Here is a 21,295-nt window from a genome sequence, read left to right as displayed (position 1 = left end):
GATGTAGGTTCTTGGAATAGCCCCTTCCAGGGGCAAGTCAAAGCCGCCTTCTAAGAAGGCGGATTCTTTACTTGTTTTTAATAGGGCTAATTAAATTACGGATTCTAAAAGTGCAACAAGTATGGATGTGCAAACTCAAGCCAAGCTTGCAGTCAGACTAGCTTGAGTGTTGAGCTTTTTACGCAGTCACTTGTTGATGAGTAAATGGTTACTCAATAGCTTAAACGTTTCGTCAGTAGCTTAATCGTTCAGAGAGCTGCGATTGTCCAAAGGTTTCAATCACTTTGCTCACTTGATGATGGTTTAAGTGTTTGAGGGCGGAAATTTCATCATAAAGCCTGTCCTGAACATCTAATGGCATATTCATGTGTTCCATAAACATGCGGATCCCTAATACATCGCCGTGGCTAAATAATGTCGTTAGTGTGGTGGCTTCAAGCTCAATGAGTGCGTTCATATCTTACCTCCTACTCGCGTCATTACTTAATTGATAGCAGCTAGCGTCACACTTCCCTAGATTCATTGTTTGTAAGCGATTTCTGTTAATAGCGTTTGTGCATATAGGGCTGCATTAAATGGTGTCATGGGCGGCGAATCATCATTGCCATAAATGAAAGGCTTTCAGTTTTTAGGACAGATTTTGAGCCTTAAAAGTGATAATACGCCTTAAGTGGCACCGGCGCTCTAACAAAACTGAAAGTTTTCTGTAATTATGATTTTGGCTTTGTTATACTCCTGCCCACGGAATATATCCCTTTCCTCATAGGCAAAATGTCAGCATAGAATGACATGCCTCTGCGACCTTACCCAATCAAGCAGGAGTTGTTATGGAAGTTCATGAATACGAAAATGCTTATTATCAAGTGAAAGACGATGTACTGACGTCTTTACCTGCTGAAAGCGAAGAAGAAGTGATCCAAGCTTAATCGATAGCGATTAACTGACGGTACTTATGAGTCCGACGTAACAAAACAAGCACATTGAAATAGCAACCTTAGGGTTGCTATTTTTTTGGTTGAAATCGGTACTTGGATTGAGCGCATGATAAGGCATGCGCAATAAAAGAGGCTAGCGAGAAGGGAGATTAACCGTTTACTTTGCGCTTTTCTGGCATCAGCTCGACGATCGTCCATTTACTGCCAATCTTGTGGAGGCGTATGGTCCTGTCATCAATCCACGGCTGGCCGCCTTTAAGCCCTTTCATTTTGACCACAACAATGACGTCTTTGGTAAATTTACGGAAAAAGTCGATATCGATATCATCAATTTCCATTTCAACATTGGTCATCGACAGGCCGAGCATATTACGCTGCACCGCGGCGGCAATATAGTAATGGGTGAGCACTTGTTTAATTGGCTCATCGACAAATTGCTTGGCTTGTTCAACATCGCGATCGACATAAATTGCTTTAAAAAAGCCTAAGCTCACTTCTTCGGGCGATAACTGGCGTTGATTTTCCGTCGAGGGATCGCCGCAACCAAAGAGGAACAGCAGGGAGATAAAAAATAGAGTTCGCATAAGTTTTAGTTATTGGAATTTGTTCTGAGTATCGCGATTTTAGCCTTAATGCACAAGTTTTGTCGTTATTTGCGATCTATTGGGAAATGCGTTGACTCAAGCCTACTGACTGTGGCATATAGTTAAGAGACAAATAAAAAGGTTATCCACAGAAACTGTGGAAAACTATGTTGAAGACTTCAGTGATACTTTGTAAGTCACTGATATTGTCTTGCTTTATCTGCTGGTTAAAAAGTGACGCTTTTCAGTTTTCCGCCATGTTCCACTTTCAGTTGTGGATATTTTTCGCAGTACACTCACATTATTCACACCGCTTATTTCGTTTTCACCGTATTTAGTGTGCGTATTTTTGCCATACTGGCTTTGCTATTGCGCCATTATCTTAGAGCGATAGCCTTGCTTAAGCTAAATTTGAACATAAAAAAAAGCACCGGTAATAACCAGTGCTTTTTTGCATCTAACGCTATGCAGATTTCGCCGTATTAGCCTTTAGCTGCATCGTTCTGTGCAGCTTGAATTGCCGTTAGGGCGATAGTGTAGACGATATCATCGACTAACGCGCCGCGAGATAAGTCGTTCACAGGTTTGCGCATACCTTGCAGCATAGGACCGATACTGATCAGATCCGCACTTCGCTGTACGGCCTTGTAAGTCGTGTTGCCTGTGTTAAGGTCTGGGAACACGAAAACGGTGGCTTGGCCTGCGACAGGACTATTAGGTGCCTTAGAGCGAGCAACGTTTGGCATAACCGCCGCATCGTATTGCAATGGACCATCAATAATCAGATCTGGGCGTTTTTCTTTGGCGATACGCGTCGCTTCACGCACTTTATCCACATCTGAACCTGTCCCAGAGTTACCGGTTGAGTAGCTGATCATCGCGACTCTTGGCTCGATACCGAAGGCTTTGGCTGATTCCGCTGATTGGATGGCGATATCGGCTAATTGCTCTGCATTGGGATCTGGGTTAATTGCGCAGTCACCGTAAACAAGCACTTGATCTGGCATCAACATAAAGAAGATGGACGAAACTAAGCTTGAGCCCGGTGCCGTTTTGATCAATTGCAGTGGTGGACGAATGGTATTGGCCGTGGTGTTAACCGCGCCAGATACGATACCGTCAACTTCATTTTGCGCCAGCATCATAGTGCCAAGCACCATGTTGTCTTCTAACTGTTCACGGGCAACGACTTCGGTTAAGCCTTTGCTGCGACGCAGTTCTAACATAGGTTCTACGTAACGGTCGCGCACCTCTTCTGGATCGATAATGATCACGCCTTCGCCCAGCACCACATCTTGCTGTGCGGCGATACGCAGGATTTCATCTTTTTTACCTAAAAGCACACAGCGAGCGATACCGCGTTCGGCACAAATGGCCGCCGCTTTAATGGTACGTGGCTCATCACCTTCTGGCAGCACCACAGTCTTGTGTGCGGCGCGCGCCAATTCCGTGAGTTTGTAACGGAAAGCGGGTGGTGACAGGCGATGCTCACGGGGCGAGTTTTTAGTGACGCTTTCAATCCACGTTTGGTCGATGTGGCTGGCCACATAATCCTGCACCAGATCAATACGAACCGCGTCATCTACAGGTACTTCATGGTCGAAACGTTGAATGTTGAGCGAGGTTTGCCAAGTGTTGCTGTCGATTAAGAACACAGGTAAACCGGTTTCAAAGGCCTGTTCACACAGCTTAAGAATTTCTGGCTCTGGCTCGTAGCTACCCGTCAACAGTAGGGCACCAATTTTCACGCCGTTCATGGCCGCAAGACAGGCTGATACGATGACATCTGAGCGATCGCCTGAGGTCACAAGTAGTGAATCAGTCTTAATATGGGTCACCATATTAGGGATACTGCGGGCACAGAACGTCACTTTACGCAGACGACGAGTATGCATTTCGCCGGCATTAAGAATGCGTGCGCTTAAATGCTTCGCCAGATCCGAGGCACGTGGTGCAACAAGATCGAGGTTGTATGGCACGCTACCTAAAATACGCAGTGGGCTTTTACCTGGCATTTGGAACATGCTGGCCGCATCAGAGCGTTGAACACCTTGGTGATCAAAGACTTCAGAGAGATCAGGGCGCGCGCGACCTTCATCGTCAACGGGGGCACCAATCTTGTTGATCACAGCGCCAATCAACCGTTTGTTCTTTTTCCCGCCCCAAGAGTTGTAGGCGATTTCAAGGCGATTCATCAACCCAGTTGAAGTATCGCTACCTGGCGTGGCAATAAAAATCACGTCAGCATCCATGGCTTTAGCGATGGCATAGTTCACATCGTCGGCAAAGGGATGGTTACGGGTTGGCACTAAACCTTCAACAATTAAGGTCTCAGTATTGCTGGCGCAATCTGACGCACGGGCAATGATTTGCTCCATTAATACGTCGGTTTGGTCAGCACGAATTAGAGCTTCGGCATGGGCCATGTCGAAGGGCTCTAACGGATTTACCGTCGGCGATTTACTCAGAATAGTAGTTGAGCGTTCTGGGCCGTTATCATTAGGTCTAAGTTGGGAAATCGGCTTAAAGAACTGAACTTTAACTCCGTGGCGCTCCAGTGCGCGAACCATCCCAAGGCTTAAGGAGGTCAGGCCGACTCCGGTACCTATGGGGATTAACATAATATTACGAGACATAAAAACCTCTAGTTTCGATGGTTTTTGGCAGAAGAGTTTCTGCAAATTTGCTTGTGAGTATGGCTATGTAAAGCGTAAAGCCGTTTGGGTGAGCAAACGGCTTAGGTCATTTTTTATTTGTTGATCAGTTTAATTGAATCTTCGGCGATTACCCATTCTTCGTTCGTTGGGATCACCATAGCAATCGTGCCTTTATCTTGAGTGATGATGCCTTTCTTACCGAAACGCGCCGCTTTGTTGCGTTCGCTATCGACATGGAAATTGAAGATTTCCAGCATGTTGAGCACTTTTTCGCGGATTAAGTCTGAGTTTTCGCCAATGCCGCCGGTGAAGACGACTGCATCTAAACGGCCCAGTGGCACAGTGTAAGAGGCGATGTATTTGGCTAAACGGTAGCAGAAGATTTCTAAGGCTAAGGTCGCGCCTTTATGGCCGTCGGCGTAACCTTCTTCGATACCGCGACAATCGTTAGTCAGCTCGGAAATACCCAGCAGACCACTTTGCTTGTTCATCAGGTTATTCACTTCTTCTAAGGTGTAACCCAGTTGGTGAACTAAGTGATAGATGATTGAAGGGTCAATATCGCCACAACGTGTGCCCATGACCAAACCTTCTAATGGGGTTAAGCCCATAGAAGTGTCGACACTTTTTCCGCCTTTGATAGCCGTGACTGACGCGCCGTTGCCCAAGTGAGCACAGATAACGTTGGTTTCTTCAATGGGCTTGTTGAGCATTTTTGCCGCTTCACGGCTAACGAATAAATGACTCGTGCCATGCATGCCATAACGACGGATACCGTGTTCACGGTATAACTTGTAAGGTAGGGCGTAGACATAAGCTCTGTCTGGCATGCTTTGGTGGAAAGCGGTATCAAATACAGCAACCTGTGGCAATTTAGGGAAAGAGGCAATGGCTGCACGGATGCCGATAAGGTGAGCAGGATTGTGCAGGGGGGCTAGTGAAGCACAATCTTCGATACCTTTGATCACGCTTTCGTCGATGATCACAGAGCGAGTGAACTTTTCACCGCCGTGAACGATACGGTGGCCAACGGCTTGAATTTTCGCAGCTAATTCAGGCTGTTCCGCAAGGATTTTATTAACAATGTATTCAACTGCTTCACGGTGAGCCGTAAATGCGCCTAAGGCCGCTTCATGTTTTTCGCCGTTGATTTTCCATTTAATGCGCGAGTCTTCTAAACCAAAACATTCGGCTAAGCCAGAAATTTGATCGTCACCTGTTTGCGCGTCAATGACGGCAAATTTGAGAGAAGAGCTACCGCAATTGAGCACTAAAACCAGATTATTTGACATGTGTAAACCCTTTGCCATTGTGTTTAATATAACGATTCAAAAAAATTAGGAACTGCGGTGTTTTTACCATAACAGTCTTGGGGCGATTCGCCAGATTGTGCTATGGTAAAAGCAGTATTCCATTGTAGTTGGTGTCTAAAATTGAGCATTAAGATCCTCAAAACCTTAGGTGATGGTCATCAATATATGAAGACTTGGCCTATGGTTAGACAACTGGGTTTTTATTTCCCTGAGTATCGGGTCGTCCGAGCCACTCAGTTAGCCATACTGGTGATGCCAGTGTTGGCGTTTTTTGTGAGTATGAGCCAGCTGTATATTCACGGTTGGGCATTTCTGCCCCAAGCTGTCACTCTCGGTTTATTTTTCATCAGCTTACCGTTACAGGGGCTGCTGTGGTTAGGTTGGCGAGCGCGCCATCCATTACCGTTAACGCTGTTCGACTGGAGTAACCAGTTGAGTGCGAAGTTGTCGTCCATGGGTATCAATTGCCAAACGTTAGGCGCTAAAGCCTGTTATCTCGACATGGCCCTGATTTTAAAAATAGCCTTTGAGCGTTTAGATGCCAGTTATTGGGAAGAACTTTAGGCCGTTGCCGCTGTTATCCGTGTTGGCTTTTCTATTACTGTGGATTAATAAATCGCGTTAATCCCTTGCCCAACAAATACGGCTTTGATCTTTTCCATGGTTTCTCGGCTCGGTGGTGATATGCCATCGAGTTGATAGCTTTCGCCCATGGCTTCCCACTTGTGTTTACCTAATTCGTGATAGGGTAGTAATTCTACCTTTTCAATGTTTTTCATGGGCTTGATAAACTCGGCCAGTTGTAATGCCGATGCTTCATCGTCGGTAAATCCGCCCACCACCACATACCGTATCCACGTTGCTTGATTACGCTCTGCCAAATACTGCGCAAATTGCAATGTTCTATGGTTGCTGACTTTGGTTAACTCAATATGTTTTTCATCATCCATGTGTTTGATGTCGAGCAGGACCAAGTCAGTGTGGTCGAGTAACTCATCAATCACTGGCGTGTACTTACGTACAAAACCATTGGTATCTAAACAGGTATGAATACCTTCTTGCTGACAGGCTGTGAATAATTCGGCGACGAATTCTGCCTGTAAAATGGCTTCACCACCACTGGCCGTAACACCACCATTGCTGGCATCGAGAAAAGGCCGATAGCTGATGATTTGACTCATTAACTCATCGACCAGAACTTCTTTTCCGCCATCAAGATCCCAAGTGTCACGGTTGTGGCAATACTGGCAGCGCATTAAACAGCCTTGCATAAAGGTGATAAACCGTATGCCTGGACCATCGACTGTGCCAAAGGATTCCACTGAGTGGATCCGACCGATAACTGCCATTGTGACTCCTGTTAAAATAAGTGAGGCTGTAGCACAGTGTACTACAGCCTTGACTAATTTAGCTTACAGACCTTTGGTGAATGTACGCGTGATCACATCTTGTTGCTGCTCTGGCGTCAGTGAGTTGAAGCGCACTGCGTAGCCAGAAACACGGATGGTCAGCTGTGGATACTTGTCTGGATGCTTAACGGCATCTTCGAGCATCTCGCGGTTCATCACGTTGACGTTCAAGTGTTGGCCACCTTCTTTTTTGTCATTGTGGTCGAAGTATCCGTCCATCAATGCCGCTAAGTTGGTACGGCGAGCATCATCATCTTTACCCAGCGCATTTGGCACGATTGAGAAGGTATAAGAGATACCGTCTTGAGCGTGGGCAAATGGGAGTTTTGCCACTGAGGTTAAAGAAGCGATTGCGCCTTTTTCATCACGGCCATGCATAGGGTTTGCACCCGGTGCAAATGGCGCACCTGAACGACGACCATCTGGTGTGTTACCGGTTTTCTTACCATAAACCACGTTTGAGGTGATGGTCAGAATTGACTGAGTTGGGATCGCATTGCGATACATTTTACGGTCGCGAATTTTCGCCATAAAACGTTCAACTAAATCACAGGCGATATCATCAACACGTGGGTCGTTGTTACCAAATTTTGGATAGTCACCGCTGATTTCGAAATCAACTGCAATGCCGTTTTCATCACGAACAGGTTTTACAGTGGCGAATTTGATGGCAGACAGTGAGTCGGCTGCGATAGACAGACCCGCAATACCACAAGCCATAGTGCGACGTACGTCTCTGTCGTGCAGTGCCATTAGCGCGGCTTCGTAAGAGTACTTGTCGTGCATGAAGTGGATTGAGTTCAGTGCTGTGACATATTGCGTCGCTAACCAATCCATTAACCCGTCTAAGCGATTCATCACATCATCAAAGTTGAGCACTTCGTCTGTGATCATGTCTGCTTTAGGGGCAATTTGGATTTTCAGTTTTTCGTCTACGCCGCCGTTAATCGCATACAGCATGGTTTTCGCTAAGTTAGCGCGAGCACCGAAGAACTGCATGTGTTTACCTACAACCATAGGGCTCACACAACAGGCGATTGCATAGTCGTCTGATTGGAAATCTGGACGCATTAAGTCATCGTTTTCGTATTGGATTGAGCTAGTGTCGATAGACACTTTGGCGCAATATTTTTTGAAGCCGATTGGCAGTTTATCTGACCATAATACCGTGATGTTTGGCTCTGGACTTGGACCCATAGTGTAAAGGGTGTTCAAGAAACGGAAGCTTGATTTCGTCACTAACGTACGGCCATCTAAGCCCATACCGCCGATTGACTCCGTCGCCCAAATTGGGTCGCCAGAGAACAATTCATCGTATTCTGGAGTACGTAGGAAACGTACCATACGCAGTTTCATCACGAAATGGTCAATCATTTCCTGAGCTTGTTGCTCAGTTAAGGTGCCATTTTTCAGATCGCGTTCAATATAGATGTCGAGGAATGAAGAGGTACGGCCTAATGACATCGCCGCGCCGTTTTGGCTTTTCACTGCGGCTAAGTAACCGAAGTAAGTCCATTGAATTGCTTCTTGTGCAGTGGTCGCTGGGCGAGAAATATCGCAGCCATATTTGGCAGCCATTTTCTTCATTTGACCTAGTGCACGGTGTTGCTCGGCGATTTCTTCACGTAATTGGATAACATTTGATAATTCTTCACCCGCTTCGAACTGCGCTTGCAGTGAAGTGAATTGGGCAAACTTATCTTTCATCAGGTAATCGATACCGTAAAGTGCCACACGGCGATAGTCACCAATGATACGGCCACGGCCATAAGCATCAGGTAAACCGGTTAAAATACCTGATTTACGGCAAGCCATAATTTCTGGGGTGTAAACATCGAACACACCTTGGTTATGGGTTTTACGCAGTTCTGAATAGATGTATTTAACGTCTTCATCTAGCACGCGGTCGTAGGCAGCGCATGAGCTTTCCACCATACGAATACCACCATTAGGCAACATAGCGCGTTTTAGCGGCGCATCTGTTTGTAAGCCAACGATAGTTTCTAATTCTTTGTTGATGTAGCCAGCGTCGTGGGAAGTGATGGTAGAGACCATCTTAGTATCGAAATCAACAGGCGCGTGGGTACGGTTTTCCTGTTTGATGCCTTCCATGACTTTATCCCACAGGATTGTGGTCGCTTCGGTGGCACCGGCAAGGAATGATTCGTCGCCTTCAAAAGGCGCGTAGTTTTGTTGGATAAAGTCACGTACATTGACTTCAGATTTCCAATCGCCAGGGGTAAAGCCTTCCCATGCGTTGGCAAACAGTTCAGTTTTTTCGGTCATCGTACTAATACCTTCTGGTTGAGATAAAGGTTATTGGCGATCAGCGTGAAGCGATGCTGAGTATAAGCCAATAGCTAATTCCTGAAATAAAGCTCCCTTCATGATGACGCCCTATGATGGGAACTGGATTTTGAAGCGCTCGTCACTCCAAAAGTCTGTCTATTGATACCCGATAAGATGACAAATATTCGCTTACTTTGATTATCGGCTACTGATAAATCTTTATAATTGGTAAGACCAATTGTCCATAAGCATATTAACATAGGTCTGTCGCTATCGCATCTTAAACGGCTTGGTTTATGCTCTGTTAATCCCAAATTTGCTAGCTAGGTAGCATTTTTTTACTACTATTAGGAATACAGCACGCTTTTCTACTTGGTGTGACATTCAAACTTGTCACTCCTTAAACCACTAAGCCTTTGGTTGTTGCCATTTACTGTCCCCCTTTATTTGGGAGAAATCTATCCTCGTATCGATTGATTTTTGCTGGGGTCGCGTGAGGGGCGAATAAACTAGGTATAACTGCGGCAGTTTTGTTGATGATGTAGAAACAAGCTCCATGTTAGCTATTTGTATTAATTGTAGTTTATTCGCTAACCTTGTTGATGTTTGGGCATTGTGTAGGGCCTCCCATCGGCCAAAACGCTAATGCCTGAATCCTGCTAAAAATTATAAAAGAGTGGCTGAACAAGGTTTCTGCTGCTTATCAGGTATGTTATCGCTTATCACACGGCTAGACTGTCAAGACAGAGGCATGGGGCGCTGGCGGAGCCAATCCAGTGGATATTGAAGTGTGAGAGACAATCTATTGCTACATCTATGCTTCAGTGCCAAATCAATGCTTCAGGGGAGAGTCGAACTGAGTTTACTGAAGCTGATTTTAGTCATCCGTTTTATTGCGAGTTTGAGCATGAGTGTGCTCGCGAGTTACATAAGCTTACGGTGGAAACGAGTTATTTTAGGGTAAAGACGACCTAAAAACATGTCATCCTGATGGGTGAAATTGTTTGATTTTTGGTAAGACCAATTAACCTTTTGTGTTTTTGGCTTCAAAGTTTTCACATTTTTGGTGTGAATAACATCACGCTTTAGCAATATCTACTTCACAGCATGAGCGCGTTGTATGGTACAAAGCGAGACTTTAGTGAATCATCATTTTCAGCAAATCAACATCTCGGTTTTGATTCGTGCTATCTGCGCAATGGCGCTGCAGGAGAGATATATGCTACGCATTCAAGTCTGTTTATCTGAAGTTGGAGTCATGCAATGAAAAGCCCAATTCCATCATCAACCCCAACTGTGATAAATAGCGCCCACGAAACGCCACAGGTTTCTGCGCACTTTAGTTGTTATAATCAGGCGGAAATTTACGGTACCAGCAAAGTGGTTAAAGCGCCTTGGCAATCTTTTGGCCTGGCTGTGTTTGCAGGTGCTTTCATCGCCTTAGCTTTTGTATTTTATCTCACTGTGACCACAGGTGCTGGCGATGCGCCTTGGGGTTTAGTTCGCTTAGTGGGTGGAATAGCCTTCAGTTTAGGTCTGATCTTAGTGGTTGTTTGCGGCGGAGAACTGTTTACCAGTTCCGTACTCAGTACCGTGGCTTGGGCACAAAAACAGGTCTCTGGCGCAGAGTTACTCAAGTGTTGGTGCCGGGTTTATGCGGGCAATTTTGTCGGCGCTATATTGATGGTTTGTTTGATCACCGCCGCAGGCATGTATGAACTCGATGGTGGTAACTGGGGATTAAATGCCCTTAAAGTGGCGCAACACAAACTGCATCATACTTGGATCCAAGCCTTTAGCTTAGGCATTTTGTGTAACATGTTGGTGTGTTTGGGTGTGTGGATGACCTTTGCCAGTCGCGATGTGTTAACTAAATCCCTACTGTTGATCTTACCTGTGGCCATGTTCGTCAGCAGCGGTTTTGAACACAGTATCGCTAACCTGTTTATGGTGCCTATGGGCATGATGATCCAATCTATCGCCAGCCCAGAATTCTTCGCATCTTTAGGTGTGACTCAAGAGCAGTTTGCCGATTTAACCGTGGCGAACTTTATATTCAACAACTTAATCCCAGTCACCCTTGGCAATATTGTCGGCGGCGGTGTGATTGTGGGTTTAGGTTATTGGTGGGTAGAGCAGGGTAAAATGACGTCAAGCGATCCACACAAAGCTCACCATGAGCACTTTTCTGCACCACATTCACATAACGAAAAACCTCAACATGCGAGTGAAATTAAGCTGACGAAGAATTCTTAGAACGCTTTAAATGACCCGTTGAACGATAAGAAAATGCCCAGCAAATAGCTTAATGCCGATTGTTTTAAGTAGTTGAACGCTCTTTCAAGGGCTTCATAATCAGCCGCAACCTAAGTTGCGGCTGATTTTTTATGTCTGAATTTTCTAAAGAGCTACTCGTTACTGCTGAATTTTGCCAATCGCGGGATATTGATGTATTCGCCAAACATGTTCCCATGGATTGGGTGGCTGAGGCTGTGCAACAAACTGGCAAGGCATCACTTCGAACCCGCCGTTTCCCTGCAGAGCAAGCTGTTTGGTTGGTTCTAGGCATTGGTTTGATGCGTAACCGCTCGATTCAGCAAGTCTGTGATACGCTCTCACTGGCGTTTCCCGACGCCAAGGGGGAGCTCCCGCCACTGGCGACCAGTAGCATCATCAAAGCCAAAGAAAAGTTGGGTTCAGAGCCCATGCGTTATTTGTTCAAAACAACCGCTGCACAGTGGGAAACACAGTGCGAATTTGATGAGATAGCTGGATTGAAATTGCTCAGTGTTGATGGGACGTATTTTAAGACGCATAACACTGAAGAAAACCATCACTTTGGCTTTGCACAAAGCACGGCTTCTTTTCCCTCTGTGCTGGCGGTCACCTTAATGTCTACTCGCAGCCACTTACTTTCTGATGCGGCTTTCGGACCTGTTACCCACAGTGAAATTCACTATGCACAGCAATTGGTTGGCTCAGCTCCCGAGCATTCGCTCACATTGTTTGACCGTGGGTTTATGTCTGCCGAATTGCTCATCAGCTGGCAAGGAAGTGGTGCAAACACCCATTGGTTAACCCCGATAAAGTCTAAGACCCGCTATCAAATTATCGAGTCATTCTCAGAGTATGACCATTTGGTTGAGATGCCGGTATCACCCCAAGCTAAACAGCAAGCGCCTTATCTGGGGGAGTGCTGGCAAGCCCGCCTTATCCTTATTCCGTCACCCAAAGGTGATATCAAAGGGTTTATCACGTCATGTCTATGCCCCAACACTTATCCAGTGAACGATTTGCTCAAGGTGTATTGGCAGCGATGGGAGATAGAGAGGGGTTATGGTGAGCTAAAGCAATATCAACTGGAAAATAAACCTGTCCTGCGCAGTAAGAAGAAGGATGGGGTGTATCAAGAATTATGGGGGATCTTGACGACCTACAATATTGTTCGGCTAGAGATGGCCGCAATGGCAGTGCAGCATAAAGTTGAACCACAGAGGATAAGTTTCATTAATGCCCTGTTTTTAATACAGGATGAGTTTGGTTGGAGCGACAGAGGGAGTCCAGGAGCGATCCCACAGCACTTAAAACGACTGAGGGAAAATGGCAAGAGGTTGATTTTACCCCCGAAGAGGAAGCGGCCCAGCTGTCCGCGTGTGGTGCTAAAGAAAACGGTGAAATATCCAAGTAAAAATGCCACTCGCTCTTAAGCGAGTGGCATTATGCAAATAGCTGGGCATTTTTTATGCTTATTTACTGGGTTTCGCAAATACAGCAAATAAAAATGGCATCCAAAGATGCCATTTTTGATTAGGTTAGAATTTAACTTTGTAACCAGCAAATACTACACGACCTAAGATGTTGTGTGTATCTGTATCGTACCCAGGGTAACCTAAACTATAGTTTACATTTGGCATTGCATCAAATAGGTTGCGCGCACCTACAGTAACTTTTCCATAATTGTTAAAGTCATAGTTTAGCGTCATATCCCAAGTTGTAAACGAAGAGAAGTCTTGCTTATTAGTGCCTGCTTCTTGTTGTTGTGGTGTTTCGCCATCATAGGAATCAATATATTTAGCGATTAAAGACGCAGAGAAATCGTCAATAGCATAGCTAAATGTAGTATTGAAACGTAGTGGTGGATAACCTTTAGTTCCTAAAACATCATAGCGTTTAGCGATTGGACTTGCTTGCTCTGAATATTCAAGTGCATATGTACCCTCAACAGCAAACTTTAATTCGCCCATACTGCCTAGATCGTATTTAGACGTAAAGGATACATCTAGACCTGAAGTTTGTACGCCATCCATGTTGATGTTGCCAGCACCAATTTCATCTATTGTGCCATCAGCTTTACGTTTTACATAAATATAGTTTGGATCGTAAGCACCTAAACCAGCTGTCGCTTCTAAGTCGACAATAGTTTGAGCATCGATATAACTTACTTGGTCAGTAATTTCAATATTGTAGTAATCAACAACCAAATCAATATTTTCGGTGATGTTCCATACTGCACCGAATGAGTATTGAGCAGATTTCTCTGGATCTAAGTCTTTATTACCCGAACTTTTACGTAAATACTGGTTATCTTCACATGCTTTGTTACCTGCTTGTTGATCATCAGGTAAGCTTTGGCACAGAGTTGTATCAGTTATTGAATCATAACTTGTTGCTGGCTCGCCTAGTAAGTCGTCTAAAGACGGTGCTCTAAAGCCTTGTCCATAAGATGCTCTTAATACTAAGTTATCAAGCACTTCATAACGCACGTTAATTGAACTTGATAATTGGCCAACATCAGGAAGACTGTATTGGTCATAACGACTAGCAAGTTTAACGTTTAAATTTTCTAGAACTGGAAGCTCTAATTCAACAAATGCCGCTTTATAGCTTCGGTCACCAGCTGAATCACCACCATAAGTACCTAGTACATTGCCTGCCGCTTGTTGTGCATCACGAGTATCTTTGTACTCCATTTTTTGATATTCAACACCGACGGCATAGCCTAAATCGCCACCAGGTAATGCTATTGGTGCTAAAGCTGCCCAAGATAAACCTGTACCAGTTGTGTTCGATGTCGCTTTACGTGTTGCTGTATGCAAAAATGTATCTAAGGTTGCCTGTGTTGCATTGCCACCTTCCACAAAAGGGTTATACAGTTCTTTATCTACAGCTTCTTGTAACTTATCTTCAAAGACATAAGAGTCCGTTTCGATATTAACGACTTGATCAGAATATTGAACATACCAGCTTAATGAACCAGCATCTAATTCAAGATTCAAGCCAGTAACGATATCGACTACATTTGAGTCGAATTCTGTTTTGCGATCAGCTACACCTTTTAAGCGGTGATAGGCTTGAACCTCTGACGCTTGAGCTGTGCCATATGTTGGATTTAACTTGTTATCAGCAGCCATATATAGATTAGGAGTCCATAATGCTGTTGAAGATGTGGTTGATTTATCACGCATTACAATTGCTTGACCAAACCACTCTAGTTCATCAGTAATGCGATGAGTCATATTTGAAAAAATAGAGTCTTTAGTTTGTTCAGGTAAGTAATCTGTGCCATCAAAATGACTGAATCCACAGGCCGAGCCATCTTTAGTGGTAATAACTCTATCAGCAGGACAGTCTTTACCTGGAACTTGTAATCCTGTGTAAACAGGGTCATCAAATGTTCCATCAGCGCCTTTTCCTGGGCGAGATGCTACAGGACGATATGTTCCTTCTGGAGCATACAAACCACTTCGACCATATTTTTGGTCCCAGTTAGCTGTTATGTGAGGGCGTTGTCCACCTTGCAGAGGGTCAAATGCCTTATGTTCGATAACAACTAAACTACTACCTTTATCATCAGTTTTACCAAATGTAATAGAAGCAGATTTTTCATCACGGCCACCTTGTGTTGGGCTACCGAATTTTGCATCGAATGCTAAGCCATCGAATGTCTTTTTAAGAATGATGTTAATTACACCACCGATAGCGTCAGAACCATAAATAGCTGATGCACCATCACGTAAAATTTCGATACGCTCAATTGCATCCATGGGGATTAAGTTGAGGTTGGTTGAATCACCACCAAATGTTGCGGAAGGAGCGATCCGACGTCCGTTAATTAATGTTAGCGTACGGTTAGAGCCTAATCCGCGCATACCTGAACTTGCATGGTTACTTGCTGAACTTCCAGCGTCACTAATAAAACTTCCCGCAGTGTTAAATGGCATTTGTGCTAATACTGCAGAAACGTCGCTTAAGCCTGTTTTAGCTATATCTTCAGCCGATAAAACCGTAACAGGCAATGCTGATTCCATATCAGTTCTTTGAATACGAGAACCTGTTACTTCAATACGTTCAACTTTTGCACCGTCTTCAGCAGCAAATACTGCTGAAGTTGATAATGCTGCTGTAGCAGCTCCGCTGATTAACGCAAAGCGAACTGCTTTGGCTAATGTAGATTTTGCGCGCATTCTATTCTCCCTTAACATTTGTTTTTTTTGTTTAATTCTTATTTTATTAAAAGTCACTTTTGTAACCAATAAGTGTCACCTTTAATTAGGTTCAAGATATAACCACAAGGAAATAACAAGTGCAACATTATAAATGTTGCTTAAATTGTTTCAAATTTGTAAATTTCTATTCTAAATGTTTTTTTACAAAGGGTTTGTGCATCATTAATGCCGTTAATGATGGCTACTTAGTACTGGTTTTGATGTTTTTTTGTTAAGCCTGTTAATTAAATGTTTATTTGTTTTTTATAATTGTTTTCATTTTGTTTTAATTTGCTTTTGGTTAAATCATACTTTTTTATTATTTTTATAGGGAAAATAGCAAATTTTGCTTATTTAGTTAGTCATTCTGCATCTCTTCAGGTTTTCTTGTGCAGCTTAACTTTGTATATAGAATTTCATGCTGTTTAAGTTAGATGGCTGATTCTCTTAAATATGCACTTTTTTAGAAGGGCTAGGATAGGTTCGGTTTGAAATTGAACTGATTTTTGAGGGTTTTATTAATATCTTCGTTACTCAAAAAAAGATGAATCTCGATTCATCTTTCTTTGAGTTTTGGTAGGTTATTCCAATTAATGTGTACAGAGCGCATAAAATTGAGAATTAATTTTTACTTGGTTCTATTCTGTTTATTAGCTCTTCCACTTTAAATTGCAGTGGAAAGTAGTGTGCTAAATAGCGTAGAGCAACATAGGCAACCACTAAGGTGGCGATCACAAGCTCGAATTCTGCTAAGTATTTTATCCATATCGCTAACTCACCCATGTTGTTGAACTGGGTTAACCAAGCGGCGGTTTTAAAGAGCGCGGTAGCACCGATCACCATAGGGAAGGTAAAGGCTGCGTATCCCGGGCTAAAGGGCAGCTTTAACAGGTGAAAGAAGGCTAAGTAGATGATGCTGGTCATCAAAATGGCGATGCTCAGTAGTAGGGCAACTAAGGGAATTGACGTCTGCTCGCAAACGGTTAGATAACCTGCGAGTGATAAACTAGCGGGCGCCGCGAGAATCGCAATGGTTGGTTTAGCGGCATCAGGTATTGCCTGACAGAAAATGAGGCGATAGAGCATTAAAGGCAGCATGACTAAGTAAGCTAACATCCCAAAAACCAAAATGGCGTTTGCTAGCCATTGGTAGTCAGATACAGGGAAAGACACCGCCGCGACTATGATGCCAATCGGTGGCACGAACCAGCTTGGTACCATGTGCTCGAGTTTAAAATCGATGGCGCGGTAGTAGATAAACGCGCTTAAGAAGAGCACATGTATACCTATGGCCACTAGCCACAGGGTTAAGCCAGCTTGGGGGAAATAATCGCCGAGTGTTTTAGACACGACCATCAGCCCCATGGCGAAGGTAGGGATCACGCTACCAATCACTGGGTGGCTGAGTTCGTCCTTTAGAATTGTCGGATGCAGCATAAACTTACCCATGAGCAGTAACAGCAACACAGAGGCGATGATGGCACCTGTGAGTTGTCCTGCGCCATTAAGTGACGGTGTCATGTTCTCCCAAGTCCAACCTAAGCTGGCAATGGCAAGTGCCAGTCCTGCCATAGGGCTGGGAAGTTTAGCTGCGTGGGATGTCCAGCGTTTGCGTTTTGAAGTCATGTTGAATACCTCTCAATACTGACAATGCTTAACATCGCTTTTTTGGGGCGCTGTTTTGATGTCCTCAGTTTACTGCGGGTATTAAGAATAAATAAATTTGATTAATTTTATTCATAAAGTAATTTTTTCTTATCAATATTGGTGTTAATGGCGTTGGTATAGGTTGAGGGGGAAAAGGCATAAAAAGGAATGGATTGACGAGAATATCCGTTCTTTATAACTCACTGAGCCGCTAATGCTACTGGTGATACTGAGAACTATGAGCTGCATCCAAACTTGAGCCGGAACTTGTTTGCGCTCTGCAGTCGGGATCTAATTAATGCAATGTCACAAATAAAAAATACCCAGCAGAGGCTGGGTATTTAAAGGGCTGGGTATTTTAAAGGGGAATCCAACGTCGACTATTGAATGTTTTCTTCGTCGCCGAATTGGCCTTGGAACAAAACTGAAGATAAGTAACGTTCGGCAGCCGATGGCAAAATCACCACAATGGTTTTGCCCGCAAATTCTGGCAATTCAGCGATGCGGTTTGCGGCAACAACGGCGGCACCCGATGAAATACCTACTAAAATGCCTTCTTCTTGCATTAAGCGACGGGCCATGTCGATGGCCTCATCGTTGGTGACAGCTTCTACGCGGTCAATCAACTCTAAATCTAAGTTACCAGGGATAAAGCCTGCGCCAATACCTTGGATTTTATGTGGACCAGGTTGTACCGGTAAACCCGCCAAGGTTTGCGCAATCACAGGAGAATCTGCTGGCTCAACCGCCACTGAGGTAATGGTTTTGCCTGCTACTTTTTTCAAGTAACGGCTGACACCTGTAATCGTACCGCCCGTACCTACACCGGCAACAAACACATCCACTTCGCCATCGGTATCATTCCAGATTTCTGGACCTGTGGTTTTTTCATGGATTTCTGGGTTAGCAGGGTTATTAAACTGCTGTAATAAAATGTATTTTTCAGGAGCCGATTGACGGATTTCTTCCGCTTTATCAATTGCACCTTTCATGCCTTTCGCGCCTTCTGTCAGCACGAGATTTGCGCCAAGGGCTTTGAGCAGCTTACGACGCTCTAAACTCATGGTATTTGGCATCGTTAGGGTAAGCTTATAACCACGGGCCGCGGCAACATACGCCAACGCAATACCTGTGTTGCCAGACGTCGGCTCAATCAGCTCGTGGTCTTTAGTCAGTAGACCCTTTTTCTCGGCATCCCAAATCATATTGGCACCGATACGGCATTTAACACTGAAACTTGGGTTACGCGCTTCGACTTTGGCCAGCACTTTACCTTGGCTAACACGGTTTAAACGTACTAGCGGGGTATTACCAATAGTATATGAATTGTCTTCGAAAATTTTGCTCATGGATTGCTTGCTCCTATGTTGGCACTATTGAATCATAATCTGCTGTGGCGCTTTTAGAAGTGATTGTTTGTTCTTCTTTATTCGATTTGGTTATTAAAGGATGTGCTGTTATTCGCAAACCCTGATTGGCAGCCAGTTTAACTGTGTTAACCTCTTGCTAACATAAAAAAGATTGTTGCATTCGCAAGGATAACTTCTTGATGTGTCAATCGTAAAACAAGCCTATCACTCGTATCGGACAAGACGCAAACATGAAACAACAGCAAACGGATTTGGGCAAAGACCCAAAAACTATGGTGACTCCCCATGCTTTTACCATTGCAGACACTGTACTTTATACGCCATTGGCGGCGCCCTTAAAACGTGCTTTAGCCATGTTGATTGATGGTTTACTGATCACAGTGTTAGCGGAGCAGATGGATTGGATGTTTGTATTGCTGGTGGTCGGTATCATTTATATTGAGAAACGCAGTCATCAATTGGGTCGTTTACTCAAATGGGGACTTTATGCCGCAATGTTAGCTTTTATGTTGCTCACGACCGCCGATAACCTGCTTAATGTTAATGGCTCAAACAATACCGATAATGAGCAGGCAGTTGAGGGGGCTGCATTGGGTAAACAAATTATTACCTCGCTTCCAACCATCATTTCGTTGAGCCTTTGTGATAATTACGCTTGTGGTAAAACTCAAGTTCAATCCCTGCGCGAGGTGATAGAAAACGCTTCAGCATCAAAGGGCATGACAGAGATTGAGCGACGGGAGATAGTCCTTAGCGCCATCGCCAACAGTAGTTTGTCTGCCGCAGACAGCGAAAAGCTCCAGACGGAAGTCCTTGATGGCACCTTGTGGCCAGTTATCGCGCCCCAAGCTGAGTTGCAAATGCCTGATACTCAGTCTGAGCCGCTCAAGTCGACACAAGCCATTGGAACCAGTGAACCAACTGATCCCGCGCAAGGTGTTGTGGCTAATGCAGCAAAAGTAACCGAAACGACAGACACAACCAAAACAGTACCTTCGCCAAGCACAAGAGTGAAAAGCGCCGATGATGAAGAGGAATCTACAACCCACAGTGTTATCGCTTGGGTCAAAGGTTTTATGAGTGATATGGGGCTGGGCTTTGGTTGGGCGGCGTTTTACTTTACCGTTTTTACCGCGCGGTTTGATGGTCAAACCTTAGGCAAGAAGATGCTTGGCATTCGGGTGATCCAGCTCGATGGCGCTAAAATCAGTTTATGGGCCGCCTTTGGCCGTTATGGTGGTTACGCCGCAGGCTTCACCACTGGCTTACTTGGCTTTATGCAAATATTTTGGGATGCCAATCGGCAGGGGATCCAAGATAAAATATCTTCAACAGTCGTGATAGACTTAGCACAAATGCATAAAAAGCAACGATTAGAGCAGCAAGTACAGGGGCAAAGTGAGTTAGCGCCCGCGCTTACGAGTGATGATGCCGCCTCTGCTCACCTTACAACAAGCACCCGTTCGGAGCACCTATGAAACAGGTCGTGATTTCGGGGAGTGGCTTATTTACGCCGCCCCACAGTATTTCTAATGAAGCCTTAGTTGAGAGCTTCAATGCCTATGTGGATATTTACAATCTTGAAAATGCAGGCTTAATCGAGCAAGGCCATGTCGAGGCTTTGTCCTATTCCTCGAGCGAATTTATTGAAAAGGCCTCGGGCATCAAGCACAGATATGTGATGGTGAAAGAGGGCATTCTCGATCCCGAAGTCATGATGCCGTTAATTCCAGAGCGCAGCAGCGACGAGTTATCTATGCAGGCTGAAATTGGGGTTGAAGCCGCATTGATGGCACTTAGCAATGCCAATCTCAAAGCTGAACAGATTGATCTGGTGATTGTTGCCTGTGCTTATACCCAGCGTGCCTATCCTGCGATGGCGATTGAAATTCAACGTGCGCTCGGAACGCGCGGTTATGGTTACGACATGCAAGTGGCGTGTTCATCGGCAACCTTTGCAATTGTCGCCGCTGCTAATGCGATTGCTACGGGCTCAGCCTCAAGAGTGCTCGTCATTAACCCTGAGATTTGTTCGGCGCAGGTGAACTACCGCGACCGTGACAGTCACTTTATCTTTGGTGATGTCGCGACTGCTCTCGTACTGGAAGAGCAAAGCCTAGCTCAATCTGATAATGTGTTTAAAATTCTCTCAAGCCGCTGTTTTACTGATTATTCGAATAATATTCGCAGTAATTTTGGTTTCTTGAATCGCTGCGATCCGAGTGCCGCCCATCAGGCCGATAAACTGTTCCACCAACAAGGGCGCAAAGTGTTTAAAGAGCTGCTACCGATGATTTATCAACATTTGGATGAACATCTGGCCGAACAAGCGTTAACGCCGCAGTCTTTTAAGCGTTTGTGGTTGCATCAAGCGAACATCAACATGAATCAGTTTGTGGTGCGAAAGCTGCTTGGGGATGATGTGTCAGCGGAACAAGCGCCTGTCGTGTTAGACGAGTACGCCAATACCGCATCTGCTGGCTCTGTGATTGCATTTCATAAGTATTCCAGCGACTTTAAAGCGGGTGATTTAGGCTTATTAAGCTCCTTTGGTGCGGGATATTCCATCGGCAGTGTGATTTTGCAGAAGTGCTAAGCTGAACCTA

14 protein-coding genes are annotated in these 21,295 nt (G+C 44.7%); 5 read left to right on the top strand and 9 right to left on the bottom strand.

The window, feature by feature from the left end; genetic code table 11:
• Window positions 1-232 precede the first annotated feature (232 nt).
• The 4 genes from Q4Q57_RS19265 to ackA form a co-directional block, all read right to left on the bottom strand.
• Entirely contained in the window at window positions 233-457 is a 225-nt protein-coding gene (locus tag Q4Q57_RS19265) for a hypothetical protein (protein ID WP_106650891.1), read from the bottom strand.
• A gap of 627 nt (window positions 458-1,084) precedes the next feature.
• Window positions 1,085-1,519 (bottom strand): hypothetical protein, encoded by a 435-nt coding sequence (locus Q4Q57_RS19260; RefSeq protein ID WP_311891751.1) that lies wholly within the window; start codon window positions 1,517-1,519, stop codon window positions 1,085-1,087.
• A 482-nt stretch (window positions 1,520-2,001) separates the two neighbouring features.
• On the bottom strand, window positions 2,002-4,155 hold the full coding sequence (pta, locus tag Q4Q57_RS19255) for a phosphate acetyltransferase (protein WP_311891750.1): 2,154 nt from the start codon (window positions 4,153-4,155) through the stop codon (window positions 2,002-2,004).
• A gap of 113 nt (window positions 4,156-4,268) precedes the next feature.
• Entirely contained in the window at window positions 4,269-5,468 is a 1,200-nt protein-coding gene (gene ackA, locus Q4Q57_RS19250; RefSeq protein ID WP_006082161.1) for an acetate kinase, read from the bottom strand.
• A gap of 141 nt (window positions 5,469-5,609) precedes the next feature.
• Here ackA and yfbV point away from each other — a divergent pair, with 141 nt between their 5' ends.
• The gene (gene yfbV / locus Q4Q57_RS19245; protein WP_086010619.1) at window positions 5,610-6,053 is read left to right on the top strand and encodes a terminus macrodomain insulation protein YfbV; all 444 of its coding nucleotides are present in this window, start codon (window positions 5,610-5,612) and stop codon (window positions 6,051-6,053) included.
• A 44-nt stretch (window positions 6,054-6,097) separates the two neighbouring features.
• Here yfbV and pflA read toward each other — a convergent pair whose 3' ends face one another.
• Window positions 6,098-6,838 (bottom strand): pyruvate formate lyase 1-activating protein, encoded by a 741-nt coding sequence (gene pflA / locus Q4Q57_RS19240; RefSeq protein ID WP_063884797.1) that lies wholly within the window; start codon window positions 6,836-6,838, stop codon window positions 6,098-6,100.
• A 63-nt stretch (window positions 6,839-6,901) separates the two neighbouring features.
• On the bottom strand, window positions 6,902-9,184 hold the full coding sequence (gene pflB, locus Q4Q57_RS19235) for a formate C-acetyltransferase (protein ID WP_311891749.1): 2,283 nt from the start codon (window positions 9,182-9,184) through the stop codon (window positions 6,902-6,904).
• A 1,266-nt stretch (window positions 9,185-10,450) separates the two neighbouring features.
• Between pflB and focA the strand changes: the two genes are divergently transcribed.
• Both focA and Q4Q57_RS19225 read left to right on the top strand, forming a co-directional pair.
• The gene (gene focA, locus Q4Q57_RS19230; RefSeq protein ID WP_311891748.1) at window positions 10,451-11,443 is read left to right on the top strand and encodes a formate transporter FocA; all 993 of its coding nucleotides are present in this window, start codon (window positions 10,451-10,453) and stop codon (window positions 11,441-11,443) included.
• A gap of 131 nt (window positions 11,444-11,574) precedes the next feature.
• Complete coding sequence (locus Q4Q57_RS19225; RefSeq protein WP_311891747.1) at window positions 11,575-12,894, top strand: IS4 family transposase; 1,320 nt, start codon at window positions 11,575-11,577, stop codon at window positions 12,892-12,894.
• A gap of 105 nt (window positions 12,895-12,999) precedes the next feature.
• Here Q4Q57_RS19225 and Q4Q57_RS19220 read toward each other — a convergent pair whose 3' ends face one another.
• The 3 genes from Q4Q57_RS19220 to cysK form a co-directional block, all read right to left on the bottom strand.
• Window positions 13,000-15,651, bottom strand: coding sequence for a TonB-dependent receptor (locus tag Q4Q57_RS19220; protein WP_311891746.1), 2,652 nt, complete (start codon window positions 15,649-15,651; stop codon window positions 13,000-13,002).
• A 642-nt stretch (window positions 15,652-16,293) separates the two neighbouring features.
• The gene (locus Q4Q57_RS19215; RefSeq protein WP_311891745.1) at window positions 16,294-17,298 is read right to left on the bottom strand and encodes a TDT family transporter; all 1,005 of its coding nucleotides are present in this window, start codon (window positions 17,296-17,298) and stop codon (window positions 16,294-16,296) included.
• Between the two features lie 401 nt (window positions 17,299-17,699).
• Window positions 17,700-18,668, bottom strand: a complete 969-nt coding sequence (gene cysK / locus Q4Q57_RS19210; RefSeq protein ID WP_006085400.1) for a cysteine synthase A — start codon at window positions 18,666-18,668, stop codon at window positions 17,700-17,702.
• 251 nt (window positions 18,669-18,919) lie between these two features.
• Here cysK and Q4Q57_RS19205 point away from each other — a divergent pair, with 251 nt between their 5' ends.
• Window positions 18,920-20,167 carry an RDD family protein gene (locus Q4Q57_RS19205; RefSeq protein ID WP_311891744.1) on the top strand — a complete coding sequence of 416 codons (1,248 nt, stop codon included), beginning with the start codon at window positions 18,920-18,922 and terminating at the stop codon, window positions 20,165-20,167.
• Window positions 20,164-21,285 (top strand): beta-ketoacyl-ACP synthase III, encoded by a 1,122-nt coding sequence (locus Q4Q57_RS19200; RefSeq protein ID WP_311891743.1) that lies wholly within the window; start codon window positions 20,164-20,166, stop codon window positions 21,283-21,285. Before Q4Q57_RS19205 ends, Q4Q57_RS19200 begins: the two co-directional genes overlap by 4 nt.
• Window positions 21,286-21,295 lie beyond the last annotated feature (10 nt).

The organism is Shewanella sp. SP2S2-6 (assembly GCF_031931965.1).
In the GTDB taxonomy this organism is placed as follows: domain Bacteria; phylum Pseudomonadota; class Gammaproteobacteria; order Enterobacterales; family Shewanellaceae; genus Shewanella; species Shewanella baltica.
This window is presented reverse-complemented; position numbering and strand designations above follow the sequence as displayed.

Coding starts and splice junctions, on each gene's coding strand:
- Q4Q57_RS19260 (WP_311891751.1), bottom strand. CDS start 1,519: ATGCGAACTCTATTTTTTATCTCCCTGCTGTTCCTCTTTGGTTGCGGC.
- Q4Q57_RS19205 (WP_311891744.1), top strand. CDS start 18,920: ATGAAACAACAGCAAACGGATTTGGGCAAAGACCCAAAAACTATGGTG.
- focA (WP_311891748.1), top strand. CDS start 10,451: ATGAAAAGCCCAATTCCATCATCAACCCCAACTGTGATAAATAGCGCC.
- Q4Q57_RS19215 (WP_311891745.1), bottom strand. CDS start 17,298: ATGACTTCAAAACGCAAACGCTGGACATCCCACGCAGCTAAACTTCCC.
- ackA (WP_006082161.1), bottom strand. CDS start 5,468: ATGTCAAATAATCTGGTTTTAGTGCTCAATTGCGGTAGCTCTTCTCTC.
- pflB (WP_311891749.1), bottom strand. CDS start 9,184: ATGACCGAAAAAACTGAACTGTTTGCCAACGCATGGGAAGGCTTTACC.
- Q4Q57_RS19220 (WP_311891746.1), bottom strand. CDS start 15,651: ATGCGCGCAAAATCTACATTAGCCAAAGCAGTTCGCTTTGCGTTAATC.
- cysK (WP_006085400.1), bottom strand. CDS start 18,668: ATGAGCAAAATTTTCGAAGACAATTCATATACTATTGGTAATACCCCG.
- Q4Q57_RS19225 (WP_311891747.1), top strand. CDS start 11,575: ATGTCTGAATTTTCTAAAGAGCTACTCGTTACTGCTGAATTTTGCCAA.
- pta (WP_311891750.1), bottom strand. CDS start 4,155: ATGTCTCGTAATATTATGTTAATCCCCATAGGTACCGGAGTCGGCCTG.
- Q4Q57_RS19265 (WP_106650891.1), bottom strand. CDS start 457: ATGAACGCACTCATTGAGCTTGAAGCCACCACACTAACGACATTATTT.
- Q4Q57_RS19200 (WP_311891743.1), top strand. CDS start 20,164: ATGAAACAGGTCGTGATTTCGGGGAGTGGCTTATTTACGCCGCCCCAC.
- pflA (WP_063884797.1), bottom strand. CDS start 6,838: ATGGCAGTTATCGGTCGGATCCACTCAGTGGAATCCTTTGGCACAGTC.